Source organism: Arthrobacter flavus (genome assembly GCF_039526005.1).
GTDB lineage: Bacteria > Actinomycetota > Actinomycetes > Actinomycetales > Micrococcaceae > Arthrobacter_D > Arthrobacter_D flavus.
This window is the reverse complement of the sequence record NZ_BAAAIJ010000004.1, coordinates 79,619-95,163: the sequence shown is the minus strand read 5'-3', so window position 1 is coordinate 95,163 and position 15,545 is coordinate 79,619. Positions and strand designations below refer to the sequence as shown.

General features: G+C 61.7%; 17 protein-coding genes. 7 read left to right on the top strand and 10 right to left on the bottom strand.

Annotated features, from left to right (window positions below):
* Nucleotides 1-563: 563 nt before the first annotated feature.
* Nucleotides 564-1,649: a redox-regulated ATPase YchF gene (ychF, locus tag ABD059_RS01775; RefSeq protein WP_343877390.1), complete on the bottom strand. Its 1,086-nt coding sequence runs from the start codon at nt 1,647-1,649 to the stop codon at nt 564-566.
* A gap of 86 nt (nt 1,650-1,735) precedes the next feature.
* On the opposite strand from ychF, the gene ABD059_RS01770 reads away from it, so the two are divergent.
* Nucleotides 1,736-3,019, top strand: coding sequence for a DNA recombination protein RmuC (locus ABD059_RS01770; protein WP_343877388.1), 1,284 nt, complete (start codon nt 1,736-1,738; stop codon nt 3,017-3,019).
* An 8-nt stretch (nt 3,020-3,027) separates the two neighbouring features.
* Here the strand turns inward: ABD059_RS01770 and ABD059_RS01765 are convergent, their stop codons facing one another.
* Nucleotides 3,028-4,113 (bottom strand): 4-hydroxy-3-methylbut-2-enyl diphosphate reductase, encoded by a 1,086-nt coding sequence (locus tag ABD059_RS01765; protein ID WP_343877387.1) that lies wholly within the window; start codon nt 4,111-4,113, stop codon nt 3,028-3,030.
* A 62-nt stretch (nt 4,114-4,175) separates the two neighbouring features.
* Complete coding sequence (locus ABD059_RS01760; RefSeq protein WP_343877386.1) at nt 4,176-5,045, bottom strand: hypothetical protein; 870 nt, start codon at nt 5,043-5,045, stop codon at nt 4,176-4,178.
* 172 nt (nt 5,046-5,217) lie between these two features.
* Between ABD059_RS01760 and xseA the strand changes: the two genes are divergently transcribed.
* Nucleotides 5,218-6,567 (top strand): exodeoxyribonuclease VII large subunit, encoded by a 1,350-nt coding sequence (gene xseA / locus ABD059_RS01755; protein WP_343877384.1) that lies wholly within the window; start codon nt 5,218-5,220, stop codon nt 6,565-6,567.
* Nucleotides 6,564-6,815 carry an exodeoxyribonuclease VII small subunit gene (locus ABD059_RS01750; protein WP_343877383.1) on the top strand — a complete coding sequence of 84 codons (252 nt, stop codon included), beginning with the start codon at nt 6,564-6,566 and terminating at the stop codon, nt 6,813-6,815. Before xseA ends, ABD059_RS01750 begins: the two co-directional genes overlap by 4 nt.
* 52 nt (nt 6,816-6,867) lie before the next feature.
* On the opposite strand, the gene ABD059_RS01745 is transcribed toward ABD059_RS01750, so the two are convergent.
* The 4 genes from ABD059_RS01745 to ABD059_RS01730 form a co-directional block, all read right to left on the bottom strand.
* The gene (locus ABD059_RS01745; protein WP_343877381.1) at nt 6,868-7,725 is read right to left on the bottom strand and encodes a polyphosphate kinase 2 family protein; all 858 of its coding nucleotides are present in this window, start codon (nt 7,723-7,725) and stop codon (nt 6,868-6,870) included.
* A gap of 21 nt (nt 7,726-7,746) precedes the next feature.
* Entirely contained in the window at nt 7,747-8,964 is a 1,218-nt protein-coding gene (locus tag ABD059_RS01740; protein WP_343877379.1) for a pyridoxal phosphate-dependent aminotransferase, read from the bottom strand.
* Between the two features lie 72 nt (nt 8,965-9,036).
* A complete protein-coding gene (rsgA, locus tag ABD059_RS01735) occupies nt 9,037-10,092 on the bottom strand; it encodes a ribosome small subunit-dependent GTPase A (protein WP_343877378.1) in 1,056 nt (351 codons plus the stop codon).
* A 9-nt stretch (nt 10,093-10,101) separates the two neighbouring features.
* Nucleotides 10,102-10,533, bottom strand: a complete 432-nt coding sequence (locus ABD059_RS01730) for an NUDIX hydrolase (protein WP_343877377.1) — start codon at nt 10,531-10,533, stop codon at nt 10,102-10,104.
* 110 nt (nt 10,534-10,643) lie between these two features.
* Here ABD059_RS01730 and ABD059_RS01725 point away from each other — a divergent pair, with 110 nt between their 5' ends.
* The 3 genes from ABD059_RS01725 to ABD059_RS01715 are packed head-to-tail and all read left to right on the top strand — an operon-like array spanning nt 10,644 to nt 12,665.
* Complete coding sequence (locus ABD059_RS01725) at nt 10,644-11,099, top strand: MarR family winged helix-turn-helix transcriptional regulator (RefSeq protein ID WP_343877375.1); 456 nt, start codon at nt 10,644-10,646, stop codon at nt 11,097-11,099.
* The gene (locus tag ABD059_RS01720; protein WP_343877374.1) at nt 11,099-12,109 is read left to right on the top strand and encodes an NAD(P)H-dependent flavin oxidoreductase; all 1,011 of its coding nucleotides are present in this window, start codon (nt 11,099-11,101) and stop codon (nt 12,107-12,109) included. The genes ABD059_RS01725 and ABD059_RS01720 overlap by 1 nt, the downstream gene beginning before the upstream one ends.
* A gap of 43 nt (nt 12,110-12,152) precedes the next feature.
* Entirely contained in the window at nt 12,153-12,665 is a 513-nt protein-coding gene (locus ABD059_RS01715; RefSeq protein ID WP_343877373.1) for an Lrp/AsnC family transcriptional regulator, read from the top strand.
* A gap of 37 nt (nt 12,666-12,702) precedes the next feature.
* Here the strand turns inward: ABD059_RS01715 and ABD059_RS01710 are convergent, their stop codons facing one another.
* The 3 genes from ABD059_RS01710 to ABD059_RS01700 form a co-directional block, all read right to left on the bottom strand.
* Nucleotides 12,703-12,900 carry a hypothetical protein gene (locus ABD059_RS01710; RefSeq protein ID WP_343877372.1) on the bottom strand — a complete coding sequence of 66 codons (198 nt, stop codon included), beginning with the start codon at nt 12,898-12,900 and terminating at the stop codon, nt 12,703-12,705.
* Between the two features lie 13 nt (nt 12,901-12,913).
* Nucleotides 12,914-13,573, bottom strand: coding sequence for an ArsR/SmtB family transcription factor (locus ABD059_RS01705; RefSeq protein WP_343877371.1), 660 nt, complete (start codon nt 13,571-13,573; stop codon nt 12,914-12,916).
* 77 nt (nt 13,574-13,650) lie between these two features.
* Nucleotides 13,651-14,910, bottom strand: a complete 1,260-nt coding sequence (locus ABD059_RS01700) for an MFS transporter (RefSeq protein ID WP_343877370.1) — start codon at nt 14,908-14,910, stop codon at nt 13,651-13,653.
* Between the two features lie 137 nt (nt 14,911-15,047).
* Here ABD059_RS01700 and ABD059_RS01695 point away from each other — a divergent pair, with 137 nt between their 5' ends.
* Nucleotides 15,048-15,521, top strand: a complete 474-nt coding sequence (locus tag ABD059_RS01695) for an Lrp/AsnC family transcriptional regulator (protein WP_343877368.1) — start codon at nt 15,048-15,050, stop codon at nt 15,519-15,521.
* Nucleotides 15,522-15,545: the final 24 nt, after the last annotated feature.

Below are 15,545 nucleotides of genomic sequence, written 5' to 3'. Positions count from 1 at the left end.
TAACCTCACCAATTACATCGCCCGCAGCCTGCTCGAATCAGGCGGCTTCAGACCCCACCTACACCCTCAACTATGAAGAGCCCCATTGCGACGCTCCTGATGTGGGTGTAAATACACAATAGCTATGACTATATGCGCCTATGCGTAATGTATCGGGGGTCGCTTGTCCGGGAAGTCCATAGCAAATCTCTCTACGTCGCCACGCATGCACAGCACAGTGGCTATCGGTGAGCGGCTCAGCAGGACTTCGCCGTCGCCGGCATCGGCACGATCTGCATCGACAAACCATATGGGGCTTGACGGTTCTGGTGAACGTTACGCTTTGCTCGGCGACGTTCTCGGCCACGTCATCAATCCACGTACGGGTCCAACCCTGAGGATTGTGTGGACACTTCCGAACAGTATCGCGAGTCTGAATTCGGGAAGGCCGGCGCCATAACTTTGTAGCCACAAGCACAAGGTGCCCCGCTAGGTTATCTGACCCAGACGGGGCACTTCGTGCCGAGAATAATTCCTGGGTGAATCAAGTCAAACTCGATCTATGCGCGAAAAGGACGCCATGCCTATACATTAAATCTAAATTCCACGACGTCGCCGTCGGCCATAACGTATTCCTTGCCCTCAATGCGGACCTTGCCGCGGGACTTGGCCTCAGCCATCGATCCGGCATCCACCAGATCACCGAAGGAGACCACCTCTGCCTTGATGAAGCCGCGTTGGAAGTCGGTGTGAATGACTCCCGCAGCTTCGGGAGCGGTTGCGCCCTTGGTGATTGTCCACGCGCGCGTTTCCTTGGGGCCAGCCGTCAGATAGGTCTGCAGCCCGAGGGTGTGGAAACCGACGTGCGCCAACTGATCGAGACCGGACTCGTTCTGCCCGTTCATCTCGAGCATTTCTCGGGCCTCTTCTTCGTCCAGCTCCACCAGATCGGATTCCAGCTTGGCGTCGAGGAAGATGCAGTCGGCGGGCGCCACGAGCTCCCGCAGCTCTGCCTCACGTTCCTCGTTGCCCAGAACAGAATCGTCGGCGTTGAAGACGTAGATGAAGGGTTTGGCGGTGAGCAAGCTCAGTTCGCGAAGGTGTTCCATCTCCAGCTTGTCTTTGGCGACCGAGGCGAAAATGGTGTCGCCGCGCTCCAGCACCGTCTGCGCGGCAACCATGGCTGCGAGCTGCGCCGGTTCCCGCTTCTTGATCTTGACTTCCTTTTCAACCCTGGGAATGGCTTTCTCAAGGGTTTGGAGGTCAGCAAGAATGAGCTCGGTGTTGATGGTCTCCATGTCGGAACGAGCATCGACCTTGCCGTCAACGTGAATAACATCGGGGTCGTCGAACACGCGGATTACCTGAGCAATAGCCTCGGCCTCACGGATGTTGGCCAGGAACTGGTTTCCGAGTCCCTCACCCTCCGACGCGCCCTTGACGATCCCGGCAATGTCCACGAAAGAAACTGTGGCTGGCAGAATGCGCTGCGACCCGAAGATTTCGGCCAGCTGGTTAAGCCGTGCGTCAGGCAGGCTCACCACCCCGACGTTCGGCTCGATGGTTGCGAACGGGTAGTTCGCAGCAAGCACATTGTTGCGGGTGAGCGCGTTGAATAGGGTTGATTTGCCGACGTTGGGCAGTCCGACGATGCCAATAGTAAGAGCCACGGGAATAGAGTCTACCGTTTGCCCCAGCTTCCACCGCGCCGTCGTGGGTGAACCAGAATGTCGGTGCTGGCTGAGATGGTGGTGGCATGGACGGATTCATTGTGGTTTTGATCGTATTGTCGGTGCTCATCGGCGCAATCCTCGGAGCGGTGGGTGTCGCCTGGGCGGCGCGGCTGAAGGTGCAGCGGCTGGCGGAGGAGCTCGACGACGTCGGCGAGCGTTTGGGGAGCACCAACGCAGCGTTGGCTGCTGCAACAGCGGAAAACCGGATGCTGGGCACCCAGAACCGTGAGCTCACCTCCCGGTCAGTCGGTGATCAGTCAGTGTTACGCGCGCTGGCGCCGGTGGCCGACAAGCTGACTCACCTCCAGTCCCAGGTGGGGATCCTCGAGCGCGACCGGGTGGAGCAGTTCGGGCAACTCGCCGAACAGCTCAGGGAGGCACGGCACTCCGACGCACAGCTCCTGTCCACCACGCATTCGCTGACGGCCGCACTGCGGAGCAACAGCGCCCGTGGCCAGTGGGGGGAGGTACAGCTTCGTCGGGTGGTCGAAGCGGCAGGCATGCTCCCCCGCGTCGACTTCCTGGAGCAGGCAACCATCACCCTCAGCGCTGGTGCCAAGGACACCTCAGCCCGGCCCGACATGATCGTCCAATTGCCCGGTGGTAAACAGCTGGTCGTGGACGCGAAGGTTCCGCTGGCCGCGTTCCTTGACGCCCAAGAGCTACCCGAGGGATCTGATGGTGGAGACGGACAACAGGTCAGCCAGCGCGAGCTCCTGCTCCAGCAGCACGCCAAAGCGCTGCGGGCACACATTGATGCCCTGGCAAGAAAACGATATTGGCAGGGTGTGGAGAACACGCCGGAGTTGGTGGTGTGTTTCATTCCCGTGGAGTCGGTGCTTTCATCAGCGCTACGCGCCGATCCCGGACTCCTCGACTACGCCTTCACCCGCAACGTGGCATTGGCGTCGCCCGTGTCCTTGCTGACTATCCTCAAGGGCGCCGCCTACAGCTGGCGCCAGGACGTGCTCACCGAGCATGCCAAGGAACTGTTCGAACTGTCCCGGCAGCTCTATGACCGGCTCGGCACCATGGGAGAGCATGTCACTAAGCTGGGCAACTCACTGAAGTCCTCGGTCGAGAAGTACAACTCCTTTGTCGGAACCCTTGAATCACGGGTGTTGCCGACCGCCCGCCGTATCAACGACTTTGATTCAGCGTCCCTGGGCGGCTCGTCGACCGATCCGGGGCAACCGTCCAGCGCTCTCAGGGTTCCAGCGGTGGAGTCAACACCACGACTGCTGAGTGCACCCGAGTTGCTTGAGGATAACGAGTCAGGGAGCGACGGCGGCCGCCGCAGCGCGTAGAACCGGCCTCAGCGCTTGGGTCGGGGTCCCCTGCCGCCGATGCCGCTGGTTGAATCCCCCATCGCCTTCAAGGTTGCGCGGATTTCCTTGGGCAACGAGAAAATGATGTCCTCCTCGGCCGTGACCACTTCCTCAACGTCGCCGTACCCGTAGTCTGCGAGGAGGCGCAACACATCATGGACCAGATTCTCGGGGACAGACGCACCCGAGGTGACACCAATGGTTGAGACGCCTTCAAACCAGGTCTCGTCCACCTCGTTCGCGAAATCGACACGGTAGGAGGCCTTAGCCCCGTACTCAAGGGCCACTTCAACCAGGCGTACCGAGTTGGAGGAATTGGCTGAACCAACCACAATCACCAAATCCGAGCTAGGTGAGATCTTCTTGATCGCTGCCTGCCGGTTGGAGGTGGCGTAGCAAATATCGTCACTCGGCGGGTCCTGCAGTGTGGGGATGCGCTCCTTGAGCAGGTTCACGGTGAGCATTGTTTCATCGACGCTGAGCGTGGTCTGAGATAGCCAGATCACCTTGTCGGGGTCGCGAACCGTCACCTTGTCCACATCCTCCGGACCGTTGACGATCTGGATGTGCTCCGGAGCTTCCCCGGCGGTGCCTTCGACTTCCTCATGGCCCTCATGACCGATCAGCAGGATATCGAAATCGTCCCTCGCGAACCGGACCGCTTCCTTGTGGACCTTGGTGACCAGAGGGCAGGTTGCGTCAATGGTGCGTAGCCCCCGGTCTTCAGCCGACTGGATCACTGCCGGTGAGACGCCGTGGGCGGAAAAGACCACCAGGGCGCCCTCGGGTACCTCCTCGTTCTCTTCCACAAAGATGGCACCCTTGGCCTCAAGCGTGGAGACCACATGCAGGTTATGGACAATCTGCTTGCGAACGTACACCGGAGCGCCGTAGTGTTCGAGAGCTTTCTCGACGGCGATCACGGCCCGGTCCACTCCGGCGCAGTAGCCGCGCGGTGCAGCGAGCAGGACTTTGCGTCCCCCCGAAACGGGCTGTGCGGCGTCGATCTCGGCAGGCGAGCGCCGCCTCCTGGGCACCGAGGGCATGGGCACTGAGACTGCTGTGCTGGTCATCCCTCAATGCTAACGGTTGTGGGCCCTCCGGCCCGAGACAACTGGCCCTGATCCGCTGAGAGCTAAGCCACGGTTGTTCTTTGACGGCCGCTGATCAGCCGTGACACTACCCCTCCCAGGAGCAGCACCACTCCCACTCCGATGACTGCCAGACATAGCGGCTCGCCAACCTCGGCGGCCCGGGCTACCAGGCCATCCTGGAACAGGGCGGAGATTGAACCTTCAGATGCCCCGCGCTCGGCCCTCACCCGTTCCAGAATTTCCGGAGCGGACCGAGCCCCAGCCCAGTAGAGCACCCCGAGGGCTGCCGTGCCCAGGCCGAGGAATGCCAGGGTGGTGCTCCGCCGTCGGGCTAGCCCAAGGGCACTGAGCGCGCTCACCACCGCGCCGGCACCCAGTATCGGCCACAGTCCCGCGAGTGCCGCGAGCTGGCCCACGGTGCTTTGCCGCTCGGGTGACGCGACTTCCACCAGGGTCTGCTCCGGAGCCGGGACGTCTACCCCTAATGTCGTCCCCACTTCCTGGAGGGCGAGGGCGAGCACCGGGGCGAGGTCCAGCCTTACAGGTTCGGGCGAGTCCACACCGTTGAACACATCGGCGTCGGCTGGGAAACTCAACTCATGGGAACGGCGCAGCGTGTCATTCCATGCCTCGGGGTAACCTGGCAGGCCAACGACGTTGCTCGCCGCCTCCGCGATCAGAGGTTCAACGATGCCGGTCAGGGCCTCAGGAAGTCCGGCATTTGCGGTAGCTTCGGTGGCTAAGGCTGACGTTAGCTGCGCCTGAAACTCGGGATCAGAGCCGAGCGGTCCGGCCAGCTCGACGAAACCGTCCACCTGGACGAGATTCCTGTCGATCCAGGCACCCGGCAGGGCAATCCCGGCCAGCACCAGCGCCACTAGTGTGAAAAACGCCGCACCAAACGTCCGCATATTCTGTCCTGCCTTGTAGTGAGAGAAGTATCGATTATGCCCCGGCCAGCTGGACTTTTCCTCCACACCGAGTCTGCGTGGACCCGGCTGGGGGCGCAAGCTGATAAACATGAAGGGAACAGGGTGCAACGCCACGCCGTGTTCCAGCCACAAGCGTTGGGAGTGTCAACTGATGAATGATGACGGCGCGGTGCAACCGCGCAACGGTTCCAACGGTGTGCGCGTGCAGGGCCAGGACCTGGCCGATGCGGCTCCCAGCCAGCCCACGACTCTTCCCGCCACCGCGGCCGAAACAACAGCAGAGCGACCCTGGCCACTTCATCTGCTCTCGGAGAAGTTGAAGGCTCATCTGGAGCGCGCTCCGGCGGCCTGGGTTGAGGGGCAGGTTATTGAAGTGAACCGGCGATCCAATATGTGTTTCGTGACCCTACGGGATGTCGACGCCGAGGTGTCGCTGCCGTTGACGATCCGAGGCAACGTGCTGTCACGCCTGGACGTTCCGCTCGAACACGGTTCCCGGGTGGTGGCCCAACTGAAGCCTGACTTCTGGCTGAAGACCGGACGCCTATCCATGCAGACGTGGCACATCAGGCAGGTGGGTCTCGGTGACCTGCTGGCGCGGATTGAACGCCTTCGGCAGTCACTCTCCGCCGAGGGTCTGTTCGCCGCACGGCTCCGCAAACCGCTGCCCCTGCTCCCCCACCGGATTGGGTTGATCACCGGGCGCGGTTCGGACGCGATGAAGGACGTACTACGAAACGCCAGCCTCCGGTGGCCGGCCGTCGAATTTGAGATCCGGGAGGTCGCGGTTCAGGGGGTTGGCTGCGTGGGCCAGGTGACCGCCGCACTGACCGAGTTGGACGCCATGCCCACCGTTGACGTCATCATCATCACCCGCGGTGGCGGCTCGCTCGAAGACCTGCTGCCGTTCAGCAGTGAGGAAATGGTCCGGGCGGTAGCAGCAGCCCGGACTCCAGTAGTGAGCGCGATCGGGCATGAAGCAGACCGACCCCTGATTGATGAGGTGGCGGACCTCCGTGCGTCCACCCCCACCGATGCAGCCAAACGCGTGGTCCCCGACGTCGCTGAGGAATTTCAACGGATCCGGCAGTCTCGGGCGCAACTTTCTCGGGCGATAGGAACGCTCGTTTCGAGGGAAACCGAACGGCTGGCCCACCTTCGTTCGCGGCCTGTGTTGGCCCAGCCCGAGGGGATGGTGTCGGTACGGGTGGACGACGTCGAGAGGTTACGAGGGCGCGCACGGCTCGCGGTGACGTCTGCCGTCTCGCGCGACACGGACCGTGTGCACCACCTCCGGTCCCAGATCCGGTCACTCTCTCCGCAGAACACCCTCGACCGCGGGTACGCGGTGGTCCAGCTTGAGGATGGGTCCATCGCACGGGATGCCGCGAAGACACCTCCCGGGTCCCTTCTCAAGATCCGCCTGGCGCGCGGTGAACTTGCTGCCGCAACCCTCGAATCCCACCACACCCCCGCCACCAATCCAGAGGACACCCCATGAGCCAGCCCACCAAATCAAATGCCAACGACCCGGCAGCGGATCAGGATGTCAGTAAGTTGTCGTACGAACAGGCACGCGAGCAACTCGTCTCGGTTGTCAGCCAGCTTGAGGCCGGCGGAGTAACGCTCGAGCGTTCCCTAGCCCTGTGGGAGCGAGGCGAGGCACTGGCCGATCATTGCGAGTCATGGCTTGAAGGGGCCAAAAAGCGCCTCGCGGCGGCCCGCGACAAAGCCGAGCAAACCGGCTAGCTACTCACCACCGCCGATGACGCACTTACGGGTCTGTAGATGGTGACGCCGGTCAGGACCGAGCGATGCGTGCCTGCTCGGCTTCGACGTCGAAATGGGCTTTCGGCCAGCTGAGCTGCATATCCTGCAGCGCGTCGATAATGAGTTGCTGAACAGCCATCCGCGCATACCACTTCCGGTCTGCGGGGACCACGAACCACGGCGCCTCGGCAGTGGACGTGCGCTCAATGGCCAGTTGATAGGCGGCCTGATACTCGTCCCATAATTGCCGTTCGTCCAGATCTCCGGGGTTGTACTTCCAGTGTTTGTCTTTGCGTTCAAGCCGCTCCGCCAGACGGGCTTTCTGCTCCTCCGGGCTGATGTGGAGCATCACCTTGATGATGCGTGTTCCTGACTCCACCAGCGACGCTTCGAAATCCCTGATGAGGCCGTAGCGCTCCTCGATCACCGGGGGCTCCGCAAACCCGCGCACCCGCTGGATCAGTACATCTTCGTAATGGGAGCGATCAAAGACCCCGATCATTCCGGGACCGGGCAGTTGTTTCTTGATCCGCCAGAGAAAATCGTGGCGCTTCTCTGCAGCCGTGGGTGTCTTGAAGGCGTAGTGCTTGACGCCCTGCGGATCGACTGCTCCCACCACGTGACGGACAATTCCGCCCTTTCCCGCGGTATCCATGGCCTGGAGCACCACAAGCAACGAGAGCTCACTGCCGAACCTGCTTTCGGCAAAGAGCTTTTCCTGAAGCTCCGACAGCTCCGCGTTCTCCGCATCCAGTTTGAGCCGGCCCTCTTTCTTTCCCCCCGTAAATCCGGGCGTGGCGCGGGAATCGATCGAGGCGAGGTCAATATCCGGTCCCACCAGGAGGGCCTGGCTGGGACTGGTCTCAAACGCTGGGATTGCGGGCGACATGGTGTTCCTTCCAGCAGCGACTTATGGCTTGTAGGTGCTGAGGAACTCGGCAAGCCTGCCGATGGCATCCTCAAGGTCGTCCACGTTGGGCAACGTGACCATCCTGAAATGGTCGGGGTTAATCCAGTTGAAGGCACGCCCGTGGGAGATCAAGATCTTCTGTTGCTTGAGCAGGTCGAGAGCGAACTGTTCGTCGTCCTTGATCGGATAGACCTCGGGGTCCAACCGTGGGAACAGATACAGCGCACCCTGGGCCAGTTCACAACTCACTCCGGGGATCTCGTTCAGCAGCTGATAGGCCCTATCGCGCTGCTGTTTAAGCCTCCCACCGGGCAGGATGAGATCATTGATGCTCTGGTGCCCGCCCAGCGCTGTCTGAATTGCGTGCTGAGCCGGGACATTGGCACACAGTCTCATGTTGGCCAGCAGGTTGATCCCTTCGATGTAATCTGCAGCCCGATGCTTTGGCCCAGTAATCGCCATCCAGCCGCTTCGGAACCCGGCAATCCGGTAGGCCTTCGAAAGACCGCTGTAGGTCAGGCACAGCACGTCGTCACCCGTAATCGTCGCCGCGTTGATGTGGACCGCATCGTCGTACAGGATCTTCTCGTAGATTTCGTCGGCGAAGATAATGAGGTCGTGCTCACGCGCCAACTTCACCATCCCCTCGATGATCGAGCGTGGGTAGACCGCACCGGTGGGGTTGTTGGGGTTGATGAGGACTATTCCCTTGGTCCGGCTCGTGATCTTTGCGGCAAGGTCCTCAAGATCGGGCCACCAATGGTTTTCCTCGTCGCAGAGATAATGCACGGCAGTGCCACCGGCCAGGGACACCGATGCGGTCCATAGCGGGTAGTCGGGGGTAGGCACGAGTACTTCGTCACCGTTGTTCAGCAAGGCCTGCAACGACATGGTGATCAGTTCACTGACACCGTTTCCCAGGTAGACGTCGTCGACGTCCATGTGGGTCAGGCCTCGCCCCTGGTAGTACTGCACCACTGCCGTTCGCGCTGAAAAGATACCTCGGGAGTCGCTGTAGCCCTGGGCCTTGGGAAGATGGCGGATCATGTCCACCAGGATGGCTTCCGGGGCTTCGAAACCAAACGGCGCTGGATTACCGATATTCAGCTTCAGGATCCGGTGCCCTTCGGCCTCCATGAACTTGGCATGATCGAGCAGCGGACCCCGGATGTCGTAGAGAACGTTCTGGAGCTTGGTTGACTGCTTGAATTCTGCCATTTACACAGGATGCCACAGCAGAGCGGTGGGATACGTGATTGTCCCTCCGTAGCGACCCGGTGCTGCCTTTCGTTACGGCTGACGGAACCTGTTCCGATAGTCCCTGTCCAGAACCTCCTCTTTGGCCCGTTGGCGGCTGTTCAGGCCTCGCGCGTGGTTCCGGGTCGGAGTCTGTCGGCGGCGCAGGCTCGCTAGCTCTCGCTCCATTTTCTGGTAGCTCAACCAGCGGCGCTGCTCCAGTGCCCCACCTGCGAGCGCTTCCTGCACGGCGCAGCCGGGCTCCGGCCCGTGCTGGCAGTCGGTGAATCGGCAGCCTGCGAAGAGGTTTTCGACGTCCTCGAAGGACGTATCAAGGCCGTCCTCCGCCTCCCATAGCGCGAATCCACGCAGGCCTGGGGTGTCCATCAGCACCGCCCCACCCGGCAGTGGAATCAGCTCCCGTGCTGTGGTGGTGTGTTTTCCACGCCCATCTGCAGCCCTGACCGCCCCGGTGTTTTGCACTGCTCGACCGACAAGCGCGTTGGCCAGGCTTGATTTGCCGGCCCCCGACGGGCCCAGCAATACCATCGTCTGCCCCGGTTTGGCACGGGTGAGCAGCTCGTCCAGACCGTCTCCCGTTTCGGCTGAAGTGGTCACAACACCCACCGACCCAGCCCGTTCAACGGTTTCCGCCACCACCGAATCGAACCTGTTGCTGAGATCCGCTTTGGTGAGGATAACCAGCGGAGTGGCGCCCGAGTCCCGGGCTGCCACCAAGGTGCGATCGAGCCGGTTGGCGGAGATGGGGCGATCGATCGGAACGACAATTCCGACAATGTCCACGTTGGCCGCCAGTACCTGCGGTTCAGCGATCGGGTCGTAGGCCTTCTTGCGCTGCACGACCGTCAACCGGGGCATCACCCCAACGACGACGGGATGGTCCGGCTCCGAGAGGTCGAGGGCAACCCAATCGCCGGTGGTTGCGTCCTGATGGGCTGCAACTATCAGGATGCCGTGCTCGGCTGCCAGCCGAATCCTGCCACGGTCGACCCGTATCACTCGGGCAGGATTGAGATCCGTGTCCGGGAAGTGACTCGTGAAGTGGGCGCTAACCCGCTGGGTATACCCGTACTGCTGCAGAATGTTCACTGAATGTCCTCACAGTAAATTCTCCATCCTTAAAGCGACATCTACCAGCCCCACCCGGTCAAGGGTGGGCAGGTCGGAGAGGTGCACCCAGGCGGCCCGGTCGGTTGACCCATTAGCCTCATGGCGGAGCGATCCATCGATGGTGCGGGCTCGATAGACAATCCTGAGGGCATGCATCGGCCGGTCAGAACCGTTGAGGCGGCCAGAGGCCGCGATGTGGAGGCTGTCCACACCCAACAGCTGATCAAGCTCGGCGGTGTAGCCGGTCTCCTCATATATCTCGCGGACGGCAGCAGTCGCCGCGTCTTCACCCAACTCCAACCCTCCGCCAGGGAGCGTCCAGCCAGCGGCCCCGGACTCGTTCCAGTGCGCCAGCAGGATCTTGCCGTTGTCGATAATCAGCCCGTAGGCCCCAATCCTCGTGTCCCATGCAGCACTCATGGCGGCAAGTCTAGCCAGCGTGCGGTGTGAGTGGTCCTGTCCCTGGCAATGTATGGCTCCTCGAACGCCTAAACTTGACCGATCGCGAAAAATGTTAACTACTTAACAGTATGGATCTCCGACAATCGACCGTGTTCAAGCTGCACCGGGCAACAACACTGGTAACCCGGGTGTCCGACGAGTACCTCACCGCACACCATGGCATCCACTACGCCCCCTTCCTGGTCCTGTTGACCCTTCGCATCGCTGGCCCATCTCCGCAGCGGGCAATAGCCCAGGGACTTGACGTGAGCAGGGCTTCGGTCACCCAACGCGTCCACCAGCTCAGGGAACAGGGTCTGGTCAGCGTGTCGATCAACGCCGCCGATCCGCGGGCGAACGTCGTCGACCTGACGCTTTCGGGCCGACGGCTCACCGACGCCGCGTGGCACGGGCTCGAAAGGACACTTAACGCCGTCGACGACGGCGTGGACGACGGCTTGCTCCGACATCAGCTCGAAAGGCTGATTACCAACTGCACCACGGCTCTTTCACTGGTCACCACGACCGACCAAAGGCCCGAGTGATGTTCCCTTCGCCAATCGTTGCGGCGCCCATGGCTGGCGGCGTATCAACCCCGACCCTGGTGTCAGCTGTCGCCCGGGCCGGCAGCCTTGGTTTCCTCGCTGCGGGCTACAAATCGGTTCAGGCACTGCGCGCTGAGCTCGCATCGGTCCGCTCGACCGGTCTGCCTTTTGGCGTGAACCTCTTCGTCCCAGGTGATCCGACGAAAAACCGGGAGCCACTGTTGGCCTACCGCGCGACGCTTGCTGCTCTCGCCGATCGTTGTGGTGTGGTGCTGCCCGAACCCCGATACGACGACGACGGCTGGGACTCCAAGGTCGGCCTCCTGATGGATGAGCCAGTCCCCTTCGTGAGCCTGACTTTCGGACTACCGGACCGGAGCATCATTGCCGCACTCCAGGAGCGCGGCACCGTGGTCATCTCAACGGTGACCTGCCAACGTGAACTGCTTGTAGCCCAGGAGTACGGGGTCGACGCAGCGGTGGTTCAGCACAGTTCAGCGGGCGGGCATAGTGCTGTTTTCGATCCCAGCCAACCGGCCGAGAGGCCAACCACCGACATTGCTGCCCTGATTGCCTCGCTGATCCCGCACTCCACCATCCCCCTGATCGGAGCGGGGGGTCTCACCGGAGGACGGGACATCCGGCGGACGCTCGACGCCGGGGCGACGGCCGTTCAGCTCGGAACACTCTTTGTCCGGACCCCTGAAAGCGGCGCGCGCCAGATTCACAAGGACGCTCTCACCTCCCCGGCATTTCCAGGCACTGCGGTGACCCGGGCATTCAGCGGAAGACCAGCGAGGGGACTCGAGAATCGGTTTATGAGGGACCACCGCGACGCCCCGCTCGGATACCCAGAAGTCCATCATTTGACATCACCCTTGCGTGCGGCTGCCGCAGCTGCCGGCGATCCTGAGCTGATGGCGTTATGGGCCGGCACGGGGTACCGCGCCGCTCCGTCGATTGGAGCGGCCGATCTGGTGGCACGCCTCATCGCCGAGCTCGACCGCTAGGGTGGAACCCAACCGCAATCGTTCACGAGGAAGTGGCTTGCCCATGGCTGAAGACGCCGCATTTGCCCCAGCCGCCCCCAACCGTGCGAGGGATACCCCGATGCTCGATCAGACAGACCAGCAAATCCTGAAGGAGCTGGTCGCCGACGCTCGGATCACCAACGCGCAGCTCGCGGAGCGGATTGGGGTGGCGCCGTCGACGGCTCTCTTGCGAACGAGGCAGTTGGTGGACCGCGGAGTGATCAGCGGGTACCACGCACAGCTCGACTTTGCGGCCATTGGCCGTGCCGTTCAGGCCATGGTCTCGGTCCAGCTCAAGGGTCACAACCGCGAGGAGATCGATCGGTTCACTGATCGGGTGCCAAATCTGCCGGAGGTGGTTTCTACCTTCCACGTCGCGGGATCGGTTGACTATCTGCTGCATCTGGCTGTGCCAAGCACTGAGGTCCTGCGGGACTGGGTACTGGACCATCTGACGACAGATCCGGTGGTAGGCCACACCGAGACGACCCTGGTGTTCAACCACCTGCCGGGCAACACCGGGGTGTTGCCCTAGCCTCGACGACGGTCGTTGGAAGGTCAGAAGCGGAATCCTACGGTCGCAGGCCTGAATGGTGCGCGGCCAATAGATCCCGCCGTCGCTCGTCGTGGGCATGGATTGCTTCGCTGTGGCGGGCGTGATCAAGGGCGAGTCGCTCGCCGATGGAGACCAGGCGGTGACCCACCAGGATGAGGAGTGCGTCAAAACCCGTGGGCCTGATGGACGGTGAATAGGTGGAATAGGTGGTCATCACTGCTTCTTTTCTACGTCTGGGGTTCGGATGAAGCTGGCTTCCCCTGATGCTGTAGCGGAACGTCGAATTGTCCCTGCAGGATTGGGAAAGCGTTGAAGTGCAACTGCACTGCGCGAGCGGCGGGATCGGAAACGCCGCTGTCTCGGTATTTCGCCAGCAGGGTTCTGGCGTGGCCAAGCATCTCTTCAGTTACCTCGGCCAGCTGCTCGGCGGTCAGCCGGGCGTTCATGGTGGCGATTACCGACCCGTCAAACCAGTCCGGTGGGAGGTAGTCGTAGCCTTGTTCCATGAAGTCCTGCAACAGAGCCGCCCGATGATGCTCAATCTCGCGGTTGAGTATTCGTGACGCGTGCAGGGCCGCTGGGTCTTCGGCCAGATCACTGGAAAACAGGCTAAGCGCACCCGGTGGCCGCTCCCACCAGCGCTCCCGGGCCGCCCCCTTCCCTTCCACCTCTCGGACCAGTTGGTGCTTGGCGAGTTGACGAAGGTGATAGCTGGTCGCACCACTGGATTCCCCAAGCCGGGCGGCAAGTGTGCTGGCGGTCTGGGGGCCGAGTTGGGACAACTGTTCCAGAAGCTGGATTCTGAGCGGGTGAGACAGCGCCTTGAGCCCGGCGAGGTCCAGGGTGCGGTCAGCTGGCTGGGCGTCGGATCCGTGGCGTGTACTCATACACCCAGAATACCGTTACAAAGATTTGTTTGCAAGCATTTCTTTGCAGAGACTTCTTTGCAGTGACTCACCGGAAGTTATCCGGTAGCAACTACCCCGGAATCGCGTCGAAGGGTGCTGCGCAGGCTTCGCACTGCCAGAACAAGGCTCGCCAGAGCGATCAGTCCAGCGAAGCCCGCTACCGAACGGTCCAGTCCCCATGCTTGGCTGGCGGCACCAAGGCCGACCACCGGAAGACTGCTTCCGAGATAGGTGAGGACATAGAGGGTGCTGATGATCTGAGCATGGTGGGTTGGTTCCACCCGCAGAGACACCTCGTTGAACACCATCCGAAACGCCACCCCCTGTCCCGCTCCGGCAATAACGCACGCCACGACCAACAGCGGCACACTGTCGACAGCCCCAGCCACGGGGATCAAAGCCACTCCCACCCCCAATGCAGCCAGCCCAAGTCCGACGACATGCCTACCCCGCACCCTCATCAGTTGACTGAGTGCCGAAGAGGCCAGGACCAAGGCTGCCAGGATCCCGATCAGGGGCCGGGAGCTAGTATCGGCGAGGGACGCAAAGTACGTCGGTGCCAAACTGAGGGTGAAACCGAAAACAGCAAAACTGAGGAATCCCACTGCTGATGCATTCCAGAAGGCCCTACCAGCGGCTCTCGACACAGCGGGGCGTCGCGGTTTCAGGGCGCGGAGGGGTGACGCTGGGTCAGCCGTCCTAATGGCTGGCCGAGCCTTCAGGGTGAGCAGGGGAATCAGCAGTATGAGCAGGACCACTGAATAGATGGCGAACGGGGTCCTGCTGGGATCGGGCAGCAGGGATAGCAAGCCGCCGATGACTGGCCCGGCAGCAACTCCCCCGGCTGATGCCAGCAGCGTAAATCGTGAAGCCCAGTCCGGTCGGTGCGGCAAGAGGTCCCGTAATGCAGCGGAACTGGCCCCCGTCGCTAGCGCCACCGCAGCACCCTGGAGACAGCGCCCCAGAACCAGCATTGGAAGGGAGGTTGCTGCCCCGAACACCCCTGCCCCGGCAAAACCGATCACGACGGCGAGCACCAGAGCCGCCCGTCGCCCCACATGGTCGGACCAATGGCCCACAAGCAGCAAGCCGACCACCAGTGACACCACATAGGCAGAGAAGGCCACCGTGACCTCGAGTGGCGTGATTCCAATCGTTGACTGGAGAATTGGGTAGATCGGCGTTGCCAGGTTGGCCCCGATCAGGAGGGTCGAAATGACCATCGCCGCCAAAACCAGCCGGCTTTTGACTGACGCGTCCCAGCCCCAGCCGATCTTGTCCGACGGTTTCATCCGCAGTTCGCTGAGAACACTCACTTCGACTCCATACAGTTACACAAACAGCACATATTCCCTTTATTCTCCGGCCTGTGGGGATGATTGGCGCATTTCAGATAGTAAACCTGAGCGTTATAGTCAATTTTGGACAACGGATCTGACAGGAAGTGGACCTCATGAGCAAATTGGACCGGGTCGACATCCGGCTCCTTCTGGAGCTGGTTCGGGATCCGCGGGCACAAATTGGTGAACTCAGTGATCAGCTGGGTGTCGCCCGGAACACCGCCCAGTCACGGATTCGCCGGTTGCTCAGATCTGGGACTCTGCGATCGAGCGGTCGCGAACTGGATCTGGAAGCGCTCAGCTACGATGTTGCGGCCTTCGTCACCATCGAGGTCTCCCACCGCGAGCTCGACGGAGTCATTGCCGGTCTGCGGCGCCTGTACCAGGTTCTGGAAGTCCATGAGATCTCGGGTCGTGGTGACATCTGGTGTCGTGTCACCGCGACCGACACGCATCACCTGCAATCTGCCCTTCGATCGATCCTGCGGATCAAGGGAGTGATTCGCACCGAGACTGTACTGGCCCTGCACGAACACATCCCGTATCGCACCGAACCGCTTCTGCAGACCCTCGCCGAAGATAGCTGATTTTTTTTCCCGGGTTCTCATGTG